At 68.0% G+C, this 21,917-nt stretch carries 20 protein-coding genes; 15 read left to right on the top strand and 5 right to left on the bottom strand.

Annotated features, from left to right (window positions below):
* Positions 1-658: 658 nt before the first annotated feature.
* Positions 659-1,555, bottom strand: coding sequence for a triacylglycerol lipase (locus KW835_RS26285; RefSeq protein ID WP_218387702.1), 897 nt, complete (start codon positions 1,553-1,555; stop codon positions 659-661).
* Positions 1,556-1,696: 141 nt separating this feature from the next.
* Between KW835_RS26285 and KW835_RS26280 the strand changes: the two genes are divergently transcribed.
* The 9 genes from KW835_RS26280 to KW835_RS26240 all read left to right on the top strand — a co-directional run bounded on the left by KW835_RS26280 (position 1,697) and on the right by KW835_RS26240 (position 12,301).
* A complete protein-coding gene (locus KW835_RS26280; protein WP_218387703.1) occupies positions 1,697-2,479 on the top strand; it encodes a hypothetical protein in 783 nt (260 codons plus the stop codon).
* Positions 2,480-2,572: 93 nt separating this feature from the next.
* On the top strand, positions 2,573-4,255 hold the full coding sequence (locus KW835_RS26275) for an AMP-binding protein (protein ID WP_218387701.1): 1,683 nt from the start codon (positions 2,573-2,575) through the stop codon (positions 4,253-4,255).
* A gap of 714 nt (positions 4,256-4,969) precedes the next feature.
* Complete coding sequence (locus KW835_RS26270; protein ID WP_218387700.1) at positions 4,970-5,923, top strand: sugar ABC transporter substrate-binding protein; 954 nt, start codon at positions 4,970-4,972, stop codon at positions 5,921-5,923.
* A gap of 147 nt (positions 5,924-6,070) precedes the next feature.
* Positions 6,071-7,750, top strand: coding sequence for a sugar ABC transporter ATP-binding protein (locus tag KW835_RS26265; protein WP_218387699.1), 1,680 nt, complete (start codon positions 6,071-6,073; stop codon positions 7,748-7,750).
* Complete coding sequence (locus tag KW835_RS26260; RefSeq protein WP_218387698.1) at positions 7,747-8,739, top strand: ABC transporter permease; 993 nt, start codon at positions 7,747-7,749, stop codon at positions 8,737-8,739. The genes KW835_RS26265 and KW835_RS26260 overlap by 4 nt, the downstream gene beginning before the upstream one ends.
* A 43-nt stretch (positions 8,740-8,782) precedes the next feature.
* Complete coding sequence (locus tag KW835_RS26255) at positions 8,783-9,802, top strand: LacI family DNA-binding transcriptional regulator (RefSeq protein ID WP_218387697.1); 1,020 nt, start codon at positions 8,783-8,785, stop codon at positions 9,800-9,802.
* The gene (rbsK, locus tag KW835_RS26250; protein WP_218387696.1) at positions 9,799-10,752 is read left to right on the top strand and encodes a ribokinase; all 954 of its coding nucleotides are present in this window, start codon (positions 9,799-9,801) and stop codon (positions 10,750-10,752) included. Before KW835_RS26255 ends, rbsK begins: the two co-directional genes overlap by 4 nt.
* Entirely contained in the window at positions 10,749-11,141 is a 393-nt protein-coding gene (gene rbsD, locus KW835_RS26245) for a D-ribose pyranase (RefSeq protein ID WP_218387695.1), read from the top strand. Before rbsK ends, rbsD begins: the two co-directional genes overlap by 4 nt.
* Positions 11,142-11,365: 224 nt before the next feature.
* A complete protein-coding gene (locus KW835_RS26240; protein WP_218387694.1) occupies positions 11,366-12,301 on the top strand; it encodes an MBL fold metallo-hydrolase in 936 nt (311 codons plus the stop codon).
* 526 nt (positions 12,302-12,827) lie between these two features.
* Here the strand turns inward: KW835_RS26240 and KW835_RS26235 are convergent.
* Positions 12,828-13,424: a DUF4124 domain-containing protein gene (locus KW835_RS26235; protein WP_218387693.1), complete on the bottom strand. Its 597-nt coding sequence runs from the start codon at positions 13,422-13,424 to the stop codon at positions 12,828-12,830.
* A gap of 102 nt (positions 13,425-13,526) precedes the next feature.
* Complete coding sequence (locus KW835_RS26230; protein ID WP_218387692.1) at positions 13,527-15,509, bottom strand: lytic transglycosylase domain-containing protein; 1,983 nt, start codon at positions 15,507-15,509, stop codon at positions 13,527-13,529.
* A 14-nt stretch (positions 15,510-15,523) separates the two neighbouring features.
* Here KW835_RS26230 and KW835_RS26225 point away from each other — a divergent pair, with 14 nt between their 5' ends.
* Positions 15,524-16,105: a 5-formyltetrahydrofolate cyclo-ligase gene (locus KW835_RS26225; protein WP_218387691.1), complete on the top strand. Its 582-nt coding sequence runs from the start codon at positions 15,524-15,526 to the stop codon at positions 16,103-16,105.
* Positions 16,106-16,131: 26 nt separating this feature from the next.
* Here the strand turns inward: KW835_RS26225 and KW835_RS26220 are convergent, their stop codons facing one another.
* The gene (locus KW835_RS26220; protein WP_255593988.1) at positions 16,132-17,922 is read right to left on the bottom strand and encodes a diguanylate cyclase; all 1,791 of its coding nucleotides are present in this window, start codon (positions 17,920-17,922) and stop codon (positions 16,132-16,134) included.
* Positions 17,923-18,160: 238 nt separating this feature from the next.
* Here KW835_RS26220 and KW835_RS26215 point away from each other — a divergent pair, with 238 nt between their 5' ends.
* From KW835_RS26215 to KW835_RS26200, 4 genes are all read left to right on the top strand, one after another.
* Positions 18,161-18,853, top strand: coding sequence for a glutathione S-transferase family protein (locus tag KW835_RS26215; RefSeq protein WP_218387689.1), 693 nt, complete (start codon positions 18,161-18,163; stop codon positions 18,851-18,853).
* 12 nt (positions 18,854-18,865) lie between these two features.
* Positions 18,866-19,174 carry an NIPSNAP family protein gene (locus KW835_RS26210; protein ID WP_218387688.1) on the top strand — a complete coding sequence of 103 codons (309 nt, stop codon included), beginning with the start codon at positions 18,866-18,868 and terminating at the stop codon, positions 19,172-19,174.
* A 63-nt stretch (positions 19,175-19,237) separates the two neighbouring features.
* Entirely contained in the window at positions 19,238-19,513 is a 276-nt protein-coding gene (locus KW835_RS26205) for a DUF1778 domain-containing protein (RefSeq protein ID WP_218387687.1), read from the top strand.
* Positions 19,510-19,803 carry a type II toxin-antitoxin system RelE/ParE family toxin gene (locus KW835_RS26200; RefSeq protein ID WP_218387686.1) on the top strand — a complete coding sequence of 98 codons (294 nt, stop codon included), beginning with the start codon at positions 19,510-19,512 and terminating at the stop codon, positions 19,801-19,803. Before KW835_RS26205 ends, KW835_RS26200 begins: the two co-directional genes overlap by 4 nt.
* Positions 19,804-19,817: 14 nt before the next feature.
* Here KW835_RS26200 and KW835_RS26195 read toward each other — a convergent pair whose 3' ends face one another.
* Complete coding sequence (locus tag KW835_RS26195) at positions 19,818-20,273, bottom strand: hypothetical protein (protein ID WP_218387685.1); 456 nt, start codon at positions 20,271-20,273, stop codon at positions 19,818-19,820.
* 45 nt (positions 20,274-20,318) lie between these two features.
* Between KW835_RS26195 and KW835_RS26190 the strand changes: the two genes are divergently transcribed.
* Positions 20,319-21,611 carry a multifunctional CCA addition/repair protein gene (locus tag KW835_RS26190; protein WP_218387684.1) on the top strand — a complete coding sequence of 431 codons (1,293 nt, stop codon included), beginning with the start codon at positions 20,319-20,321 and terminating at the stop codon, positions 21,609-21,611.
* Positions 21,612-21,917: the final 306 nt, after the last annotated feature.

The raw sequence follows: 21,917 nt of genomic DNA, 5'->3' as shown, positions 1-21,917 counted from the left end.
ACCCCGCCCCCTGCGCGCCCCAGGCGCATCCAGAAGGGATGGGGGCCAAACAGCCACACGGGCCATTGCTGCGCTCGGCCCCATCTCGCGGGCGCAAGCGCCACGCGCTGCGCGGGCGGGGCCGAGCGCAGCAATGGCCCGTGTGGCTGTTCGGCTGTTCGGCTGTTCGGCTGTTCGGCTGTTCGGCTGTTCGGCTGTTCGGCTGTTCGGCTGTTCGGCTGTTCGGCTGTTCGGCTGTTCGGCTGTCCACCCCCTGCTGGCTGCGCCTGCGGCGGGGCGGTTGCGGGGTGAGCATGCGCGCTAGTGCGCGCATGCCTCGTGAACTGACTCGCCGCAGTTGTCTGAACGAAGCGCCAACGGCGCGCAGTGAGTTCTGCGGCGCACCCCGCAACCGCCCCGACGCAGGTTTGCCCCGTAGCGCAGCGAAGGGGTCGCAGACTGGGGGTCGCCTTCTCTTTGGTGACTTTCTCTTGGCGAAGCAAGAGAAAGTTACCGCGCCGCCGGGCGCGCACCCCGGCTCCCGCCCTCAACACAAGCATGCCGCCCAACCAGCGAGCGAAAAAGCCCAGGTTTCGACAGGCTCAACCCGAACGGACAGTGGTTGCGCCCACGCCTCGACAGGCTCAACCCGAACGGCAGGCAACCCACGCCCCCATCATTACCCCCGCCCCACCTCATCCAGACACGCTGCCATCACCCCCGGATGAAACGCCATCTGCACATGCGCCACCCCCTCCACAAAACGGTTGTCCGCCCCCTGCAGACTTGCCGTGGTGGCCGGAAAAACGATGTTGTCGCAATTCGAAAACCAGCACGTGAACAAAGCCGCCCTCCCCGCAGGCTCCGCCTTCTGCAGCGCCCCCACCCACTCCCCCGCCAGGCTCATCTGCCGCCCATTCACCGCCCGGCTGAACCGCCCCAGCCATGTGCCTCCGTGCGGAGTGCCCAGCGTCAGCACCCGGTGCACACGCCCATCCGCCTGGTGGGCGCGCAGCCACGCACGTGCCGCCAGGCCGCCCATGCTGTGGCACACCAGCACCGGCGCCTGGCCCGTGGCGGTGGTCACGCGCAGCACCGCGTCTTCGATGATCGAGGCGTACTCGTCGATGGAGCCCATCACCGGCTCCAGGTTGACGGCCACATATGCGTGGCCACGCTCCTGCAGGGGCGAAAACCACGGCAGCCACAGCCCGCGGTTGCACATGAATCCATGGATCAGCACCACGCCGCGCCGCCCCGTGGACTTGGCGGGCAGCCAATCGGGCAGGGACTGGTGGCGAAACGGCTGGCGCCAGCCGAACAGTGCGAGCGCCACGCACACCTCGGCCCACCAGGCCGCCACCACCTGGGCCAGCCGTGCGCGGGGCGCGGCGTCGGTTCGGTTGGTGATGTGCATGAGCACGAACTCGACCGCCATCACCAGCAGGTACAACGCCAGCGGGACGAGTGCGCCCACAACGGCCGCCTGGGGCGATCGGGGCCACTGCCAGCCCAGCCAGGCCGCCATGGCCGCAAGGATGAAAAGAACCAAGGCTTGTTGCCAGCGCGCAATCATGTGTCGGTGCGATGGGAGGATGGGAGAGGGATGGTGTAATGCCGAGCGACCCGTTCGCCACATTGTGCGGCCTGGCCGATGGGCGCAGGGCGTGCGGTGGCAGCCGGCCACTCCCACAACGGCCTTCCCTTCATGACCACCATGGACGCAGCCCAGACCATCCGTGATCGCATTGCCGATGTCACCGCCCTGCGCCATCAGCGCACGGCCGACCCGGGGCTGGGCTCGGGGGTGGGCCGTGTCAAGACGCTGCAGGCACGGCGCTTCCGGGGCACATATGCCGACCTGATGGGCTCGCCCTCTTTCGGCCCCGCGGCCAAGTTCTTCCTCGAAGAGCTGTACAGCGACTCCGACTACGCAGCCCGCGACCAGCAGTTCGGCCGCATTGCGGGCACGCTGCAGACCATGTTCCCGGCAGCGGTGGTTGCGACTGCCGTCGCGCTGGCGGTGCTGCATGCGCAGACCGAAGAGCTGGACCAGGCCATGGGCCATCACTGGACCGGCTCAGTCGCGAGCCCTGCCGCTGCGGTGGCGGAACCCGGCATCGCACGCCAGGACGCAGCCGATGCCGCGCGCTATGTCGCCGCCTGGCGCGCGGTGGGCCAACGTGCCCAGCGCGAGCTGCAGCTGCAGCGCGTGCTGGCCATGGGCACTGACCTGGCGCGCCTCACGCGCACGCCCGGCCTTCGCATGATGCTGCGCATGATGCGCGCCCCGGCCCACGCGGCCGGCATGGGCGCGCTGCAGCAGTTCCTGGAAGCGGGCTTCGACACCTTCGGCCAACTGGCACGCCAGCGCGGCGGGGTCGAGCAGTTCCTGGCCACCATCGAGGCGCGTGAGCATGCGCTGATGGCCGCGCTCTTCGATGCCGACCGTGTCACCTGCGAGACCCAACTCGCCCGCACCCTAGGACAAGCCCGGTAGCTGATCCGCCCCTTGCGCTTTCACAATCTGTGCCCACCGGTTCACCGGCGAGCACACGCGACAACGCGAACACAAGCCCAAGGAAACAAGCGCATGGAAAAGATCTGGCTCAAGAGCTACCCCCCGGGCGTACCGCACGACGTCAAGCCCGAGCAATACCGCTCTGTAGCCCACCTGCTGGAAGAATCCTTCCGCAAGCACGCATCGAGCCCGTTTTCGGTCTGCATGGACCGCTGGATGACCTACGGCGAACTGGACCGCCGCTCGGCCGCGCTGGGCGCCTACCTGCAGAGCCTGGGCCTGGCGCCTGGCGCGCGCGTGGCCATCATGCTGCCCAACCTGCCCCAGTTCGGCGTGACCATGGCGGCCGTGCTGCGCGCAGGCTACACCTGCGTGAACGTGAACCCGCTGTACACCGCGCGCGAGCTGGAGCACCAGCTCAAGGACTCGGGCGCCACCGCCATCGTGATCCTGGAAAACTTCGCACACACGCTGGCCGAGGTGGTGGACCGCACCGCCGTGCAGCACGTGGTGATGACCGCCATGGGCGACCTGCTGGGCGCGGCCTTCGGCACCTGGATCACCTTCGCCGTGCGCCACCTGGCCAAGATGGTGCCCGCCTACGAGCTGCCGCTGACCAACGGCCGCAAGGTCGTGCCCTTCAAGAAGGCGCTGTCGCTGGGCGAGCACAAGTCGCTCGCGCCCAGCCAGGCCACGCTCGACTCCATCGCCTTCCTGCAGTACACGGGCGGCACCACGGGCCTCTCGAAAGGCGCGGTGCTGACCCACCGCAACATCGTGGCCGCCACGCTGCAGGCCGAGGCCTGGTTCACACCGGCGCTGTCCAGGATCGGCGACGTGAGCAAGGCCAACAGCATTGCCGCGCTGCCGCTGTACCACATCTTCGCGCTCACGCTGTGCCTGCTGGCCATCCGCCAGGGCTCCAGCCTCACGCTGATCCCGAACCCGCGCGACATCCCGAAGTTCGTGGCCGAGCTGAAAAAGCGCCCCTTCCACATGCTGCCCGCGGTGAACACCCTGTTCAACGCCTTGCTGCAGAACCCGCAGTTCAAGACGCTCGACTTCTCGCACCTGTGCGTGTCGCAGGCCGGCGGCATGGCCGCCAGCGAGGGCACGGCCAAGCAGTGGCAGAAGGTGACCGGCAGCACCATGATCGAAGGCTGGGGCATGAGCGAGACCTGCGCCATCGGCACCAACAACCCGGTGAACAACACGTCCTTCAGCGGCACCATCGGCCTGCCGCTGCCGGGCATAGACATCGCCATCAAGGACGATGCCGGCCACAGCGTGCCGCAAGGCGACCCGGGCGAGATCTGCATCCGCGGCCCCAACGTGATGACGGGCTACTACAACCAACCCGAAGAAAACGCCAAGGCCTTCACCGCCGACGGCTTCATGCGCACCGGCGACATCGGCGTGATGGACGCCGAGGGCTACACCCGCATCATCGACCGCAAGAAGGACATGATCCTGGTGAGCGGCTTCAACGTGTTCCCCAACGAGCTGGAGCAGGTCATCAGCCTGTGCCCCGGCGTGGTGGAATGCGCGGCCATCGGCATCCCGGACGAGAAGCAGGGCGAGGCGATCAAGGTGTTCATCATCAAGAACGACCCCACGCTGAGCGAAGAGGACGTGGCCCGCTTCTGCCAGGAGAACCTGACGGGCTACAAGCGGCCCAAGTACATCGAGTTCCGCGACGAGCTGCCCAAGAGCAACGTGGGCAAGATCCTGCGGCGCGAACTGCGCAAGGCGTAGGGCGCGTATCAAACCCAGCAGCTGCACGCGGGCGCAGCTGCTGGCATGGTTCTCTGCTTCACTCCCCACACCACACCATTCGGGCTGAGCTTGTCGAAGCGCCAAGCAAGGCTTCGACAAGCTCAGCCCGAACGGCTTGGAGTGAACGAGCGCTGATACGCGCGGCATCTTCTAGCCGTCAGCTGTTGCACACCCCCGACCCGTTCGCGCTGAGCCTGTCGAAGCGCCGCGCGAGGCTTCGACAGGCTCAGCCCGAACGGTTTGGACTGGGCGAATGCTGATCCGTTAGGCCTCTTCTCACCAGCTGCTAGCGGATACCCCAAAACCGTTTACGTTGAGGCTGTCGAAACGCCGCGCAAAACTTCGGCAAGCCTGTCCTGAGCCTGTCGAAGGGCTCAGCCCGAACGGGTGGGTAGGCACATCCGCCCATACCCCACCAGCCTCCCTCGCTCGAATCCGACACGCCCTGAATTCCCCTCATCTTCGGGTTTTCACCAACTAGCAAACGTTTGCGCAAACGTTTGCTTTCGTTATGATCCGCGGGCCGCAAGCCGATCCGGCGCGTATCCTTGCCTGTTGTTCAGGGGATGCGCGGCCTGGGGAACAAGGTGCCATGCTCCTTTGGGAGCGCGCTCCTCCCTCCTCGCGCCGTTGTCGGTTTAGTTCGTTCCATTCGTTCTTGACGCTCTCGACCCCATTCCAACAGGAGACACCATGCACTTCACCCGCCGTACCGTTCAGACCGCCGCAGCCCTTGCCGTGCTGGGCGGCATGCTGGCCAGCCCTGCCCTGGCGCAGGACAAGCCCAAGATCGCCCTGGTCATGAAATCGCTGGCCAACGAGTTCTTCCGCACCATGGAAGACGGCGCCAAGGCGCACCAGAAGGCGCACGCCAGCGAGTACACGCTGGTGGCCAACGGCATCAAGAACGAGACCGACACCGCCGCGCAGATCAAGATGGTCGAGCAGGCCGTGGCACAAAAGGCCAGCGCCATTGTGCTGGCCCCGGCCGACTCCAAGGCCCTGGTGCCCGCCGTCAAGGCCGCCATCGACAAGGGCGTGATCGTGATCAACATCGACAACCAGCTCGATGCCGATGCGCTGAAGGAAAAGAACATCACCGTGCCCTTCGTGGGCCCGGACAACCGCGCGGGCGCCAAGCTCGTGGGCGACCACCTGGCCAAGAGCCTGAAGGCCGGCGACAAGGTGGGCATCATCGAAGGCGTGTCCACCACCTTCAATGCGCAGCAGCGCACCCTGGGCTACCAGGACGCGATGAAGGCCGCCAACATCACTGTGGTGGGCGTGCAGTCCGGCAACTGGGAAATCGAAAAAGGCAACACCGTGGCCGCCGGCATGATGCGCGAGCACCCTGACCTGGTGGCCCTGCTGGCCGGCAACGACAGCATGGCGCTGGGCGCCGTGGCCGCCGTGAAGGCCGCAGGCAAGACCGGCAAGGTGCAGGTGGTGGGCTACGACAACATCAACGCCATCAAGCCCATGCTGGCCGACGGCCGCGTGCTGGCCACCGCCGACCAGTACGCCGCCAAGCAGGCCGTGTTCGGCATCGAGCTGGCCCAGAAGGCCCTGGCCGCCAAGACGCCGCAGAACCAGCTGCCTGCCGCGGTGAAGACCGACGTGGTGCTGGTCACCAAGGGCAGCAAGTAACCCGGAGCGGTGAACAAAACTCTTCTGGCGTCGTTGCCGGGTCTGGTCGTACTTCCAGTACTGCCTGCGACCCGGCGCCTGGCCAGAACCGCTTCGCTGAGCTTTGTTCACCGCTCAAGAGATCAGCAACCCTTGCCGCGACCTGCCATGCCCTCAACCCCCACAACCCAACCGCCCGCGCCACCCACACCCCTGCTGTGCATCGACGCGGTCGGCAAGGACTACAGCGCCACCACCGTGCTCGACGGGGTGACGCTGGCGCTGAACGCGGGCGAGGTGCTGGCGCTCACGGGCGAGAACGGCGCGGGCAAGAGCACACTGTCCAAGATCGTCTGCGGCCTCACGCCGGCCACGCGCGGCGGCATGCGGCTGGCGGGGCAGACCTTTGCCCCGGCCACGCGGCGCGAGGCCGAGCAGCACGGAGTGCGCATGGTGATGCAGGAGCTGGGCCTGGTGCCCACGCTCACCGTGGCAGAGAACCTGCTGCTGGGCCGCCTGCCGAACCGCGCAGGCTGGCTGCAGCGGGAGGTGCTGCACGCCGCTGCGCGCACGCAGTTGGCCAAGATCGGCCTCGAATCCATCGACCCGGCCACGCCGGTGTCGCAACTGGGCATCGGCCAGCAGCAGATGGTGGAGATCGCCCGCAACCTGCAGGACGACACGCGCATCCTGGTGCTGGACGAGCCCACGGCCATGCTCACGCCACGCGAGACCACCTACCTGTTCGATCAGATCGCGCGCCTGACCGCGCGCGGCGTGGCCATCGTCTACGTCTCGCACCGGCTCGAAGAGCTGCGCCGCATCGCCGACCGCGCCGCCGTGCTGCGCGACGGCCGGCTGGTGGACGTGCTGCCCATGGCCGGCCTGTCCGAGGACGACCTGGTGCGCCGCATGGTGGGCCGCTCGGTCAACGACCTGGACCACCGCCCCCGCCGCACGGCCGGCGCGGTGGTCATGGAAGTGAGCGGCATCGGCCGCGGCACCGCCGTGCAGGACGTGAGCCTCAGCCTGCGCGCGGGCGAGGTCTTCGGCGTTGCGGGTCTCGTCGGCTCGGGCCGTACCGAGCTGGTGCGCCTGCTGTTCGGCGCGGACCGCGCGGACCGTGGCAGTGTCACCGTGCATGGCTCAGATTCAGATAAAAAACAGCCTCCGGTGCAGGGTGTAAAAGCGCCGAAAGCTACAAAATCAGTAGCAAACAAGGCCGACAAAGGTTTCGCGTCGCCCCTGGCGGCCATCCGCGCCGGCATCGGCCTGGTCACCGAGGACCGCAAGTCGCAGGGCCTGCTGCTGGCGCAGCCCATCCGCATCAACGCCACGCTGTCCGACTGGTCGGCCGTCTCGCGCGGCGGCTGGCTGCAGCGGGCGCTGGAGCACCGGCTGGTGCAAGGCTTCGTGCGCACGCTCAGCATCCGCTGCCGTAGCGGCGAGCAGCCCGTGGGCCAGCTGTCGGGTGGCAACCAGCAAAAGGTGGTCTTCGCCCGCTGGCTGCACCGCCCCGTGCGCGTGCTGCTGCTGGACGAACCCACGCGCGGCGTGGACGTGGGCGCGCGTGCCGAGATCTACACCGAACTCGACCGCATGGCCGACGAAGGCCGCGCACTGCTCATGGTGTCGTCCGACCTGCGCGAGCTCATGGCCATGGCCGACCGCATCGGCGTGATGAGCGCCGGCCGCCTGGTGGCCGTGTTCGAGCGCGGCGAGTGGTCCGAGCAGTCGCTGCTGGCCGCCGCGTTCTCCGACATGGCGGGCCGCGCCACCGAGCCTTCCGCCGCCGCACCCTCTTCTTCCCGCGGGCCTTCGTCCGCACCTTCTTCCGCCACCGCATGAACGCCGCAGCCTCCTCCCCCACCGCATCCCCCGCCCCGCGCTCCACCCCGGTGTGGCGCAGCCAGCTCGGCACCTACCTCGGTCTTCTGGCCGTGCTGGCCGGCATGGTGGGCCTGTTCTCGTGGATGTCCGAATACTTCTGGAGCGCCGAGACCTTCATCACCATCGCCAACGAGATCCCGGCCCTGGCCGTGATGGCCGTAGGCATGACCTTCGTGCTCATCATCGCGGGGATCGACCTGTCGGTGGGCTCGGTGATGGCGCTGTCGGCCGCCACATCGGCGGCCGCCATCCTGCAGTGGGGCTGGACGGTGCCGGCCGCCGCCGCGCTGGCGCTGGCCACGGGCCTGGTGTGCGGCACCATCACGGGCTCCATCTCGGTGGCCTGGCGGCTGCCCTCGTTCATCGTCTCGCTGGGCATGCTCGAAGCCGTGCGCGGCAGCGCCTACCTGGTCACCGACTCGCGCACGCAGTACGTGGGCGACGCGATCTCGTGGCTGGCCGCGCCGTTCTTCGGCGGCATCTCGGTGGCCTTCCTGATCGCGCTGGTGCTGGTGGTGGTGGCGCAGATGGTGCTCACGCGCACGGTGTTCGGCCGCTCGGTCGTGGGCATCGGCACCAATGAAGAGGCCATGCGCCTGGCGGGTGTGGACCCGCGCCCGGTGCGCATCATCGTGTTCGCGCTCACCGGCCTGCTCGCGGGCCTGGCGGGCCTCATGCAGTCGGCACGCCTGGAAGCGGCCGACCCCAACGCGGGCTCGGGCATGGAGCTGCAGGTCATCGCCGCGGTGGTGATTGGCGGCACCAGCCTCATGGGCGGGCGCGGCTCGGTGGTGACCACCGCGTTCGGCGTGCTGATCATCGCGGTGCTGGAGGCGGGCCTGGCCCAGGTGGGCGCGAGCGAGCCGAGCAAGCGCATCATCACGGGCTGCGTGATCGTGGCCGCCGTCATCGTGGACACGCTGCGCCAGCGCCGCGCCGCCGTCTGATCTCACCATCGCCCCACCTCCACCGAATCCGCTTTTCCACCCCATGGCTACTATCAAGGACGTTGCGCGCCACGCCGACGTATCGGTCACCACCGTGTCCCACGTGGTCAACGGCACGCGCCGCGTGAGCCCCGAGGGCCGCGCGCGCGTCGAGACAGCCATCCGCGCCCTGGGCTACGTGCCCAGCGCCATCGCGCGCAGCCTCAAGAGCAACAACACGCGCACGCTGGGCATGCTGATCCCCAACAGCTCCAACCCCTACTTCGCCGAAATCGTGCACAGCGTGGAAGACCGGTGCTTCGGCGCGGGGTACAACGTCATCCTGTGCAACACCAACGACGAGGCGCACCGCCAGGGCAGCTACCTGCAGGTGCTGGCCGAGCGCCGCATCGACGGGCTGATCGTCGTCTCCACCGGCCATGACGCCACGCTGCCCACGCAACTGGCGGGCCTGTCCATCCCCACCGTGCTGGTGGACCGCGAGATCGAGATCGCCGAGTTGCCCTGCGACCTGGTCGAGACCGCCCACATGCAGGGCGGGCAGCTGGCCACGCGCCACCTGCTGGCCCAGGGCCACCGCCGCATCGCCTGCATCGGCGGCCCCGCGGGCCTGGCGCCCAGCGAGCAGCGCATCGCCGGCTGGCGCGCCGCGCTGGCCGAAGCGGGTTGCGGCGACGGCAGCGGCCTGCTGTGGCACGGCAACTTCACCAGCCAGGGCGGCTACGAGGCCATGCACGCCGTGCTGCGCGCGAGCGAGCCCCCCACCGCCGTCTTCGTCTGCAACGACCTCATGGCCATGGGGGCGCTGTGCGCTGCCCACGAACGCGCACTGCGCGTGCCCGAGGCACTGTCCATCGTCGGCTTCGACGACATCGAACTGGCCGCCTTCACCAGCCCGCCGCTGACCACCGTGGCCCAGCCCAAGCAGCGCATCGGCGCGCTGGCGGTGGACATGCTGCTCGAGCGCATCGACGGCAAGCGCCAGGATGCACGCAAGGTGATGCTGCAGCCCGAGCTGCGCGTGCGGTCTTCCACCGCGCCGGCCCCGGAGACCGCAGCATGAGCGACAAAGCGTCGAACACCGCACCCCGCATCGCTGTCGTCGGCAGCCTGAACATGGACCTGGTGCTGCAGGTCGCCCGCGCACCCGAGGCCGGCGAAACCGTGCTGGCCGACGGCCTGCACCTGGTGCCCGGCGGCAAGGGCGGCAACCAGGCCGTGGCCTGCGCGCGCCAGGGCGCGAGCGTGCACCTCTTCGGCCGCCTGGGCGACGACGGCTATGGCCGCACGCTGCGCGCAGGCCTGGCCGCCGACGGCATCGACCACAGCGGCGTGCAGACCGATACCGCATCCACCACCGGCGTGGCCGCCATCACGGTCGAAGCCACGGGCCAGAACCGCATCGTGGTGGTGCCCGGCGCCAACGGCCGCTTCGTGCTGGACGCGCTCGCGCTGGGCGCCGCGCTGCCCGGTGCCGGGGGATTGGTCGTGCAGTTCGAAACCCCCATGCCGCAGGTCGTGGCCGCCGCCCGGCAGGCGCATGCCGCGGGCTGCCCCGTGGTGCTCAACCCCTCGCCCATCCAGCCCTTGCCCGATGCGCTGTGGCCCCTGGTGCACACGCTGGTGGTCAATGAGGTCGAAGCCGCGGCCCTGGCCGGCGTGGCGGTGGACACCCCGCAGGACGCCGCCGCCGCCGCGCAGGCGCTGCGCGGGCGGGGCCCCGCCCAGGTCGTGGTCACGCTGGGCGCCGCGGGCGCCGTGGCGGCCGATGCCGATGGCTGCCGCCACCACCCCGGCATGCAGGTGCGCGCGGTAGACACCACCGCTGCCGGCGACACCTTCCTGGGCGCGCTGGCCGTGGCGCTGGCGCGCGGCGAGCCGCTGGACGCCGGCGTGCGCGAAGGCATCCGCGCCGCGGCGCTGTGCGTGACGCAGCACGGCGCGCAGCCTTCCATCCCCACCCGCGCCGCCGTGGCGCAGAGCCCCCAACCACCCGACTGGACCGCCCTGTGAAACGCACCACCCTGCTGCACGCCGAACTCTCCCACGCCATCGCCAGCCTGGGCCATGGCGACATGCTGGTCATCGGCGACGTGGGCCTGCCCATCCCCGACGGCCCGCGCCGCATCGATCTGGCGCTGACCCCGGGCATCCCGGCCGTGGTGGACGTGCTGCGCGTGGTGCTGGCCGAGATGCAGGTCGAGCACGCCTTCATCGCCACCGAAGCCGTGCAGCGCAGCGCTGGCGCCCCGCCCGCGTGGTGCGTCGGCTTGCCCGTGGCGCCCACGCCGATTGCGCACGAAGAATTCAAGCGCCGCACAGCCAACGCCCGCGTGATGGTGCGCACGGGCGAGTGCACGCCGTACGCCAACGTGATCCTGGTCGCAGGCGTCACGTTCTGACACAACCTCGGCACCGCGACGCGGGGCCGATTACGGGTTTTGCATAGCTTGCCCAGGGCGCAGGCTGGGTTACGCTGGCTTGGACGCAATGGGCATTCTTGAATTTGAAACCCGTTCGGGCTGAGCTTGTCGAAGCCTTGCGCGGCGCTTCGACAGGCTCAGCGTGAACGGTCCAGGTCGATGGATGCCGGCTGCTTACAACCCGTTCCGACACGCCAGCACCCATGCCCCACAGTCCCGCGCCCCACGATTTGCTCCCCCCCGAGATCACCGTCCTGGAGCGCGGCTGGCTGTCGGCCAACAACATCCTCTTCATCGGCCAGCACGACACCGCCATCGTGGACACCGGCTACTGCAGCCACGCCGAGCAGACCGTGGCCCTGGTCCAGGGCGCGCTGGCCGGCCGCCCGCTCGACCGCGTGCTCAACACCCACCTGCACAGCGACCACTGCGGCGGCAACGCGGCCCTGCAACAACAATGGCCCCGCGTGCTGACGGCCATCCCGCCCGGACAGGCGCGGCATGTGCGGCAGTGGAACGCCTATGCGCTGAGCTACACCCCCACCGGCCAGCAATGCCCGCAGTTCCGCGCCGACACGCTGCTGGACCCCGGCTCCTGCGTTCTGCTGGGCGACAAGCCCTGGCAGGTGCACGCCGCGCCCGGCCACGACCCGCACTCGGTGGTGCTCTTCAACCCGCAGGACAGGGTGCTGATCTCGGCCGATGCGCTGTGGGAAAACGGCTTTGGCGTCGTCTTCCCCGAATTGGAAGGCGACAGCGCGTTCGCCGAGGTGGCCGCCACGCTCGATGTGATCGAGGCCCTGGCCCCGCGCGTGGTGATCCCCGGCCACGGCCCGGTTTTCACCGATGCGCCCCGCGCCATCGACGGCGCGCGCCGCAGGCTGGATGGCTTCGTGCGCAACCCGTCGAAACATGCGCTCTACGCGGCCAAGGTGCTGTTGAAATACAAGCTGCTGGAGTGGCAGCGGATCGGCATGGCCGACCTGACCGCCTGGGCGCAGGCCACGCCGTATTTCGGCATGCTGCGCGAGACGCACTTTGGCGACCAGGAGGAAGATGCGTGGCTTCAGAGCCTGGCGGATGACCTGGTGCGGTCGGGGGCTGCGGTGCGGCAGGGGGACGTGCTCCAGAACGTGTGAGCCAGTGACGCACTTGTGAGGATTGCCGGAGCGTTGCGCATTTTGCGCACTTGTTCGGGCCACCATGCCATGGCTCCGGATCAATCAGGGCACGTAGACCATGTAGATACTGAATTGAAAGCCTCCCTCAACTCCCTCAGACACCTTCAGCCTCAGCACCAGGTCGCTTCTCCCCTCCGAATCCGACCAAAGATCAACGAGCACGTCCCACCGCGTGCCCATCCAGATGCAGGTGGAGGATGTCCATGTTTCTTCAGGGAGCTCCGTCAGCTGTACGCCGTAGTCCTGTACGTAGCTTTTGATTCGCTCTGACGTTTCAGTTGACACGGGAGCCACGCCAGGAACACCGCCACTGAGTTGATAGTCCTGGTGCACAAACGCACGAACTATTTCTTGGATGGTTGGACGCCAAACACTCGGGATTGGGCGCTCCGACTCCCCGTCCTTGACGGCCAAGACCTGCGCTGTCGAATTTATCTGTTCCATGCAAGAAAGCCCCAAAACAAGGTGGGATCGAGTCGCACCGCTAGTCGTGCTTGTGCTCCTTATCGCACCCCATCACATGGTTGTAGCTGTTCGACATGCACTGGTAGAACAACTTCTTGTTGCCCGACGAAGACTGGCAGTCCGACAGGCTGTACTTGCCCCGGGCCTCGCGGATCTTGGGCGCGGTCTTGTCGAAGTCCGCCTGCTTCATGTACCCGTCGCGCACGTTCTTCTGGCCCACTTCCAGCATCTGGTCGGCCTGGTAATGGATGTTGTCCACCGCCGCCGAGCAATTGAGGGGCACCTCTTTACCGTCCACGGTCTGCAGCGCCTTCTTCACGCCCTCGCCGAACTCTTGCACGTCCTTCGGGATCTTCTTGGTGCCGTCGGCGTTGTACTGCTGGCCCGGCTTGCCGGATGAGGAAGAAGACGAAGACACGCTTCTGGTCGAGCCGTTGTTGCTCTGCAGCTTGAGCGGCTCGGCATCCGCATTGGACGGCGGCGGCTGGGAGCCATAGTGCGTCTTGCCCTGGGCGTCCACCCACTTGTAGACAGGCTGCGCGTGCGCGCCCGCACCCATCCCCCACACCAGGCCGGCCATGGCCAGCCACGACAGCTTCTTCACCATCATCTTCATCCCTCCAATTCATGGCCAAAACTGGCCCTACCGCTTTCCAGCCAAGCGGAATTAGCTCTTATTTTTATAGCAAACAGGTGGCACACACCATCGCAGCGCGCCTTACGGCAGGTCCTTGTTCACCTCGGGCGCGGCCGCGTCGCGCGGGCCGATGGTGCCCAGGCGGCTCTTGAGCGACTGCGGCTGGCCGGTGAGCATGGCGGCGTAGTTGGTGGTGTTGGCCAGCACCTTCTTCACGTAGTCGCGCGTTTCGGCAAAGGGCACGTTCTCGGCCCAGATGGCGGCGTCGAGCACGGGGCCGTTGCGCCAGCTGCGCGGGCGTCCGGGGCCGGCGTTGTAGGCGGCAGCAGCCATGGGCATGGAGCCCGCGAAGTCATCGAGCGCGAGCTTGAGGTACGCGGTGCCGATGGTGATGTTGGTGTCGCGGTCGTTGATCTGGTCGGCGGTGAAGTTGGTCATGCCGATCTTCTTGGCCGTCCAGCGCGCGGTGGCGGGCATGACCTGCATCAATCCGGATGCGCCGACGTGGGAGCGTGCATCCATGATGAAGCGGCTTTCCTGGCGGATCAGGCCGTAGACATAGGCCGGGTCCAGTCCGATGCCGTTGGCGCGCTCCACCACGGCGCTGCGAAACGGCGTGGGAAAGCGCTGGTTGGTGTCCACCACGCTCTTGGTGCGTTCGCTGGTGTTGATGCAGCGGTCCCACACCTCCCTCTGGCAGGCAAAGTCGGCGGCGGCCAGCAGTTCGCGGTCGGGCATGCCCCCGCTCTGGTGCAGGTTGGTGGTGTAGTTCCACTCGCGCACGCCTTCGCTGCGCAGGCCGAGCAAGATGGCGTACAGGGCGCGGTTCAGGCCGGCGTTGGCACGGGCACCGGCCTTTTCCTCGGCCGTGAGCGGCGCGGGCGCGGGCGGCACGCTGATGCGCTGGCCGATTTCTTCGAGCGCCAGTTGCTCGTAGAAGCCGCGCGTGCTGGCAATGCCTTCGAGCAGCTGGCGTGCCTCGGCACGCTCGGCATCGGTCACGCGGCCTGCGAGCAGCGAGCGGGCCTTCCAGTAGACCCAGGTGCTGTCCTGGCGGCCTTCGGGGCTCATGGCGTCCACCGCCTTGCCCACGGCCTTCCACTGGCCGGCGCGCAGGGCTGCGCGCACCTTCCAGCCCAGCAGGTCGTCGTTGAGGTCGCTGTCCTTGGAGACGTTGGCAAAGTAGCTGTGGGCATTGCCGGCCAGCTTTTGCGCGGCGGTCTTGCCGATCACGGCCCAGGCCCAGTTGCGCTCTTCGGCCGACAGGTGCACACCCCATTTGCTGTCGAGCTGGTAGGCGGCGCTGTCCGGGTCGCTGGTGGCCAGTTTCAGCAGCGCCAGCAGCACCAGCTCCTGCCTGGCCTTGCCGGCAGCCGTTGCCCGCGAGAGCAGGTATTTGCTGGGCGCATCGAGCACGTCCTTGACCTGTGGCAGGGACTCGGGCGAGACGATCTCGACCGCCGTGCGCACCACGCGCGGGCGGTTGGCCTCCACGCCCAGGCGGGCCTTGCGCCACACGTCCAGGGCCGAAAGCTTCTTGTAGCCGTACAGTTCGCGCGCGGCGTGGGTGCAGCCGTCGTCGCCGTCGCGCTGGGCGTACCAGTTGCTGCGCACGTCCTCGGCCACGGTGGCGGCCGCTGTGCCCTTGATCTGGTCGATCAGCAGGGCGTAGCAGCGCACCTCACGGTCGTCGGACATGCGGTAGCTGGGGTGCTGCTCGGCAAACTGCGCCCAGTCGCGGCGCTGGCCCAGGAGCAGCAGCCAGTCGTTGCGCAGGCGGTCTTCCTGGTAGCTGCCGGCGTAGCGCTGCATGAAGGACTGGATCTCGGCGGGCGAGGCCTCGGCCAGGCGCAGCTTGAGCTCCCAGTAGGCCGCCCAGGGCTCCAGCGCGTGGCCACGCGCCGAGGGCAGCAGTTGCTCCAGTTTCTTGCGGTCTCCCTTGCGGAAGGCCTGCTGCATCTCCAACAAGGTATCGTCACCACGGTTTTGCGCCTGGACAAGGGGCGCGGCGGTGGCCAGCAGAGCGCCGGCGAGAAGCGGTGTCAGAATTCGAAACAATTGCATGGGGGAATTATCTGATGGACAAAGCAGCCCTGCGGCGCGCGTTGGTAGAAGAACGCCTGAACCTGCCCGACCGCCTACAGCGGTCCGACCTGTTACAGCAGGTCATGCGCATCTGGCTGGTGAACCGGCCCGACACCGTGATCGGCGCCTACTGGCCCATCAAGGGCGAGTTCGACCCCCTGCCCGCCCTGCACCGCTGGAAGGAAGACGGCGAACTGCTGGACGAGCCGCAACTGCGCCGCATCGGCCTGCCGGTGGTCAACAAGGTGCACAAGACCCTGACCTTCCACGCCTGGTATCCTGGCTGCCCCATGGAAGAAGACGCCTACGGCATCCCCAAGCCCAAGGACACCGAGGTCATCGTGCCCACGCTGCTGTTCGTGCCTTGCGTGGGTTACGCGGCGGGCGGCTACCGGCTGGGGTACGGCGGCGGCTTCTACGACCGCACGCTGGCCACGCTGCAGCCCAAGCCGTTCACGGTGGGGCTGGGCTTCACCAACGGCTACCTGGATGACTTCGAACCCGAAGAGTTCGACCTGCCGCTCGACGCCATCCTGAACGACAACGGCGTGGTCTGGCCTGTGGGCTCCCCCTGAGTCACCTGCCGCGCCGGACCTGCGCCTCACCCGACCCGCAATTCTGAGGCGAAGGCATAGCACTCGCCATCGGCAGGGCGGCGCTTGCAGGCATACATGGCGCTGTCGGCGGCGCGCAGCAGGTCGGCCAGGGTGGTGCCGTCAGTGGGGTGGCAGGCGATGCCCAGGCTCATGCCGACCGTGAGTGCGCGGCCCTCGAACACCACGGGCTCGGCGGCGCTGGCGGCCATGCGGCGGGCCATGGCGGCGATCACCTCGCGCGGCGGGGCGCCCGCGATCAGCACCGCGAACTCGTCGCCGCCCAGGCGCGCGACCATGTCCTCGGCGCGCAACTGGGCGCGCAGGCGCTGCACCATCGTGGCCAGCACTGCATCGCCGGCGGCGTGGCCGTGGCTGTCGTTCACGCCCTTGAAGCCGTCCAGGTCCAGCAGCAGCAGGGCGAACGGCCGGTTCTCGTCAATGGCGGAGCCGGCGCGGCTGGCCAGCCCTGCGCGGTTGGCGGCACCGGTGAGCGCATCGGTGCCCAGCGCCTCCACCAGTTCCTGCGTGCGCACGGTAAGCGCCTCTTCCGAATTGCGCAGCAGCCGCACGCGCGACGCCATGGCGGCCGCGAACACGATGGACTCGGCCACCAGCACGGTCTGGGTCATGTCCATCTGCTGCGGCGTCCAGGCCACCCAGCCCCAGCTGGCCACCACGATGGCACAGATGCCGATGAGCAGCAAGGTCACGCCGGCCGAGTACAGCACCGCAGGCCAGTAGCGCCGCCGCATGGCCACCACGGCGCCGGCCGTGAGCACCACCGTGGACGCCATGACGGACGCCTGCACCAGGCGGAACAGCCACAAGGGGTGCGAGCCCAGCAGCCCGTACACCGTGGCCAGCGCCAGCGCCGCCACCATGGCCAGCACCACCTTGTCCAGGCGCGGCGCGAAGTGCGACAGCCGCAGGAGACTGCGCCCGAACATCAGCTTGGAGATGGCCCACAGCGGCGGCGCGATGCTGTAGAAGAAGCCCGCCGCCTCGGGCCAATGCGCGAAGGGGTAGCGCAGCGTATGGCCGTTGAACCCCGCCAGCGCCAGCAGCGCGCCCGCGCACGACACCAGGTACCAGGCGTAGATGCTCTCGCGGAACACCAGCAGCATCACCGTGCTGAACACCACCAGGCCGAGCAACAGGCCATAGCAGACGCCGTCGAACATGCGCTTGTCCTGCGTGGCCTGCAGGTAGTCGGGCAGGTCCCACACCGTGGCCGCGTAAAACCGTGCAAAGGTGGACTCCACCCGGAAGTACACGGTGTACACACCGGCATCCGGCAATTTGAAGCGCCAGGCCATCTGCTCCGACCCCGCCGGCCGTGTGGACCAGGGGTGGCGCATGCCGGTGACCACGGGCTCGGCCAGGGCCCGGCCCTGTTCGTCGTACGGGCCGTAAAAGCGCAGCTCGTGTGTGGACACCGTGGGCACCAGCAGCAGCCATTCGCGCAGCGCATCGGCCGGGTCGGCCAGTTGCAGGCGCAGTCGGAACCACAGCACCCGGTCAGACTCGGCGCCCTTGAGCGCATTCTCCGGGTAGGCAAAGCGGGCCTCGTTCTCGGGCTGGCGCACCGCCTCGATATCCATCTGGCGGCTTTTGTCCTCGAACATGCCCATGAACGGCACCACGCGCATGCCGCCGGGGTGCTGTGCGACGGGGGCCGGCACATCGCGCCCCGCAGGCTGGGCCTGGCCGGCCACGGGCAGCACCAGGGCGGCCCACGCCAGGGCCACGGCGGCCCCGCTGCCGAGCCACCGCAGGCCCACGACAAGCTTCAGCAAGAAAGAGATCAAAGACAGCGTCATCAAAGCCGGCCCGACACAGGTCGTCGGGCGGGGAAACCACCGCGAAAGCGGCAGATTGTGCCGCACGCCCTTGTTTCCCGATGCGCCGGACTGGATGGTGTTTGCGTCTTTGATGCGCAGATGGCATCAAATGCCGGGCCATTGAGCATTGATGAGCGGCCCCCGGCAGGGGTAGCATGGGTGCCCCTTTCAAGGCCTCCAAAGTTTTTCATCCATGCTCAAGCTCTACATCGGCAACAAGAATTACTCCTCGTGGTCCATGCGCCCCTGGGTGCTGCTGCGCCAGGCCGGCATCGCGTTCGAGGAAGTGCGCGTGCGCTTCGACAGCTTCGACGCCGACTCGGAATTCAAGCGCGCCATCGGCGCCGTCAACCCCACCGGCAAGGTGCCCGTGCTGGTCGATGGCGACCTGGTGGTGTGGGACACGCTGGCCATTGCCGAGTACGCCGCAGAGACACACCCGGACAAGAAGCTCTGGCCCACGGACGCCAAGGCCCGCGCGCGCGCCCGCAGCATCTGCGCCGAAATGCACAGCGGCTTCACGGCCCTGCGCAGCAACTGCCCCATGAACATCGAGGCCGACCTGCCCGACACCGGCGCCCTGATCTGGCGCGACAACGCCGGCGTGCGCGCCGATGTGGAGCGCCTGGTCGGCATGTGGAGCGCGCTGCTCAAGGAGCACGGCGGCCCGTTGCTGTTCGGCGAGTTCTCGATTGCCGACGCGTACTTCGCCCCGGTCTGCATGCGCCTGGCCACCTACGCCCTGCCCCTGCCGCCCCACATCGCCGACTACGTGCAGCGCGTGCGCGCCCTGCCTGGCGTGAAGGCCTGGATCGACGACGCCTTGGCCGAGAAGGACTTCCTCGACTTCGAGGAACCCTACCGCCTGGCCCCCGCCAAGCGCTGAGGAGCACCCGCCATGGCAGTCACCATCTACCTGCGCTATGTGCTCAATACCAGCAAACTCAAGGAGTTCGAGCACTACGGCAAGCTGTGGATCCCGCTGGTCGAGAAGTTCGGCGGCAAGCACCACGGCTATTTCATGCCCAGCGAAGGCGCCAACAACATCGCGCTGGCGCTGTTCACCTTCGAGAGCCTGGCAACCTATGAGGTGTACCGGCAACAGTCGATGCAGGACGCGGAGTGCCTGGCGGCGTTCCGCTATGCCGAGGAGACGGGGTGCATCGTGAGCTATGAGCGGAGTTTTTTCAGGCCGGTGTTTGGGTGAGAACCGTGCTGAGTCGATGTAGCACTAATGTGCTACATTGCCTCTTTCTGCAGGAGCTCCCCCATGTCCACCACCACCATCCGCCTTGAAGATGAGATGAAAAGCCGCCTCAATGCCGCAGCGGCGCAGGTTGGCAAAACAGCCCACGCTTTCATCCTGGAGGCCTTGGCCCAGAAGGTGGAGCAAGTGGAGCAGGACAACGCATTCCACGCCCTGGCCGAGGAGCGCTGGGCGCGCATCCGCGCTACCGGCAAGACGGTGGCGTGGGACGACGCCAAGGCTTATCTGACCGCCCGAGCCAAGGGCGATCGGGCTCGCAAACCCTCCGCCAAGGTATGACCCGCATCGAGCTGGCGCCAGAGGTTCTGGAGGACTTCGACCGCTTCTTCGACCACATCGCCCAACACGACCCCGACAGTGCGCCCGAGCGCATCGGCGCCATCGTGGACGCCCTGCAGATCCTGTCCCACAGTCCACAGATCGGTCGGCCTGTGCAAGGTGGCAAGCGCGAACTGGTGATTGGTCGGGATTCTCGCGGGTACGTGGCGCTGTACCACTACGTCGCGGACATCGACACCGTTTTCGTGCTGGCGGTGCGCAACCAACGGGAGGCGGGCTTCAAGCGCTGAACCCCGCCCACCCACTATCGGAACTGCTTGCGCAACTTCGCTTTGTGCCGCGCGATGTGGGCCATCTGCGCCTCGGCAATCGAGCCGCCCAAGTCAACGCCGTCGCCATTGAGCACATCGTTCGCATAGGCCATCGCCCGCGCCACCACCTCGGCCTCGGTCACGCCCTGCTGCTCGGCCAGGTCGAGGGCCACGCGGCGCATGGCGCGCTGGGACAGCACCCACATCGCACCGAAGGCCTCCCAGGCAGCCGCAGCCTCCTTGAACTTGTCGTGCTCTGCCAGGATCTCGCTGAGCGGCTTGGCCAATATCTCCTCCAAGCCCTCCACCTTGGCCTGCAGCGCCTCGAACTGCGCCTCGCGCTGCAGTGCTGCCGCTGCAGCATTGGCCGCGGCGTCGGGCGGCGGAGGCACGGGCACGCTGCCGTCGGGGTTGAGTTGGGCAATGGTGAGGTCGGACGACAGGGACATGATGTGCCGGAATATACGGCGCCGCGCAGGTTCTAAACTCGCCCCATGCAAATCTACATGGTGGGCGGCGCCGTCCGCGACAAGCTGCTGGGCCGGCCCGTGAACGACCGCGACTGGGTGGTGGTGGGTGCCACGCCCGAGCAGATGCTGAAGGGCGGCTATCTGCCCGTGGGCCGCGACTTCCCCGTCTTCCTGCACCCCACGACGCGTGAGGAATTTGCACTGGCCCGCACCGAGCGCAAGAGCGGCCAGGGATACCGGGGCTTTGCGGTGCACAGCGCGCCGGACGTGACGCTGGAGGAAGACCTCTCGCGCCGCGACCTCACTATCAATGCAATAGCACAGAGCGTAGACCCGGCAAGCGCCAGCGGCCTGGTGGACCCCTACCACGGCGTGCGGGACATCGAGGCGCGCGTGCTGCGCCACGTGACCGACGCCTTCCGCGAGGATCCCGTGCGCATCCTGCGCGTGGCGCGTTTTGCGGCAAGGTTTACCGACTTCAGCGTGGCGCCCGAGACGATGCAGCTCATGCGCGAGATGGTGGCCCACGGCGAAGTGGACCACCTGGTGCCCGAGCGCGTGTGGCAGGAGCTGGCGCGCGGGCTGATGGAAGAACAGCCCTCGCGCATGTTCGAAGTGCTGCGCGAGTGCGGCGCGCTGGCCGTGCTGCTGCCCGAGGTGGCGCGCCTGTGGGGCGTGCCGCAGCGCGCCGAATACCACCCCGAGGTGGACACCGGTGTGCACCTGATGATGGTGCTGGACATGTCCGCTCGGCTCGATGCCCCGCTGGCCGTGCGCTTTGCCTGCCTGACGCACGACCTGGGCAAGGGCACGACGCCCGCCGACGTGCTGCCACGCCACATCGAGCACGAGCAGCGCAGCGCCGAGCTGCTGGTGGACGTGGCCGAGCGCCTGCGCGTGCCGGTGGACTGCCGCGAGACCGCCGACGTGGTGGCCCGCGAGCATGGCCACATCCACCGCAGCAGCGAGTTGTCGGCCGCCGCGCTGATGCGACTGCTGGAGCGCTGCGACGCGATCCGCAAGCCCGCGCGGTTTGCCGATGTGTTGCTGGCCTGCGAATGCGATGCGCGGGGGCGGCTGCACTTCGAAGAAACCCCCTACCCACAGCGCCCGCGCCTGCTGGCGGTGCTGGCGGCGGCGCAGTCGGTGGTCACGCGCGACATCGCCGCGCAGGCCGCGAGCCGGGGCCAGACCGGGCCACAGGTGGGCGCCCTGATCCACCAGGCGCGCGTGCAGGCCGTGGCGCAATGGCTGCAGCACGAGAAGCGAGAGAACGCACTCGGGCCAGACAAAGAGCAGGGCCAGGGGCCGCAGTAAAAACGCTGGCTGCACGCGGGACCGAAGCCTCCTCAACAAACCGTTCGTGTTGAGCTTGTCGAAACCGGGGCGCCTTACCCCCGGCCGTTCGGGTTGAGCTTGTCGAAACCGGAGCGCCTCACCCCGCCCGTTCAGGTTGAGCTTGTCGAAACCGGGGCGCCTTACCCCGCCCGTTCGGGTTGAGCTTGTCGAAACCGGGGCGCCTTACCCCCGCCCGTTCGGGTTGAGCTTGTCGAAACCGGGGCGCCTTACCCCCGCCCGTTCGGGTTGAGCTTGTCGAAACCGGGGCGCGCTCGCGGGCTCGCT

The sequence above is a fragment of the Acidovorax sp. sic0104 genome, from assembly GCF_019219095.1.
Taxonomy (GTDB): Bacteria; Pseudomonadota; Gammaproteobacteria; order Burkholderiales; family Burkholderiaceae_C; genus Acidovorax.
The sequence above is the reverse complement of the archived record's forward strand: the minus strand, read 5'-3'. Positions and strand labels throughout refer to the sequence as shown.

Coding starts and splice junctions, on each gene's coding strand:
- KW835_RS26285 (WP_218387702.1), bottom strand. CDS start 1,555: ATGATTGCGCGCTGGCAACAAGCCTTGGTTCTTTTCATCCTTGCGGCC.
- KW835_RS26280 (WP_218387703.1), top strand. CDS start 1,697: ATGGACGCAGCCCAGACCATCCGTGATCGCATTGCCGATGTCACCGCC.
- KW835_RS26275 (WP_218387701.1), top strand. CDS start 2,573: ATGGAAAAGATCTGGCTCAAGAGCTACCCCCCGGGCGTACCGCACGAC.
- KW835_RS26270 (WP_218387700.1), top strand. CDS start 4,970: ATGCACTTCACCCGCCGTACCGTTCAGACCGCCGCAGCCCTTGCCGTG.
- KW835_RS26265 (WP_218387699.1), top strand. CDS start 6,071: ATGCCCTCAACCCCCACAACCCAACCGCCCGCGCCACCCACACCCCTG.
- KW835_RS26260 (WP_218387698.1), top strand. CDS start 7,747: ATGAACGCCGCAGCCTCCTCCCCCACCGCATCCCCCGCCCCGCGCTCC.
- KW835_RS26255 (WP_218387697.1), top strand. CDS start 8,783: ATGGCTACTATCAAGGACGTTGCGCGCCACGCCGACGTATCGGTCACC.
- rbsK (WP_218387696.1), top strand. CDS start 9,799: ATGAGCGACAAAGCGTCGAACACCGCACCCCGCATCGCTGTCGTCGGC.
- KW835_RS26240 (WP_218387694.1), top strand. CDS start 11,366: ATGCCCCACAGTCCCGCGCCCCACGATTTGCTCCCCCCCGAGATCACC.
- KW835_RS26235 (WP_218387693.1), bottom strand. CDS start 13,424: ATGAAGATGATGGTGAAGAAGCTGTCGTGGCTGGCCATGGCCGGCCTG.
- KW835_RS26230 (WP_218387692.1), bottom strand. CDS start 15,509: ATGCAATTGTTTCGAATTCTGACACCGCTTCTCGCCGGCGCTCTGCTG.
- KW835_RS26225 (WP_218387691.1), top strand. CDS start 15,524: ATGGACAAAGCAGCCCTGCGGCGCGCGTTGGTAGAAGAACGCCTGAAC.
- KW835_RS26215 (WP_218387689.1), top strand. CDS start 18,161: ATGCTCAAGCTCTACATCGGCAACAAGAATTACTCCTCGTGGTCCATG.
- KW835_RS26210 (WP_218387688.1), top strand. CDS start 18,866: ATGGCAGTCACCATCTACCTGCGCTATGTGCTCAATACCAGCAAACTC.
- KW835_RS26205 (WP_218387687.1), top strand. CDS start 19,238: ATGTCCACCACCACCATCCGCCTTGAAGATGAGATGAAAAGCCGCCTC.
- KW835_RS26200 (WP_218387686.1), top strand. CDS start 19,510: ATGACCCGCATCGAGCTGGCGCCAGAGGTTCTGGAGGACTTCGACCGC.
- KW835_RS26195 (WP_218387685.1), bottom strand. CDS start 20,273: ATGTCCCTGTCGTCCGACCTCACCATTGCCCAACTCAACCCCGACGGC.
- KW835_RS26190 (WP_218387684.1), top strand. CDS start 20,319: ATGCAAATCTACATGGTGGGCGGCGCCGTCCGCGACAAGCTGCTGGGC.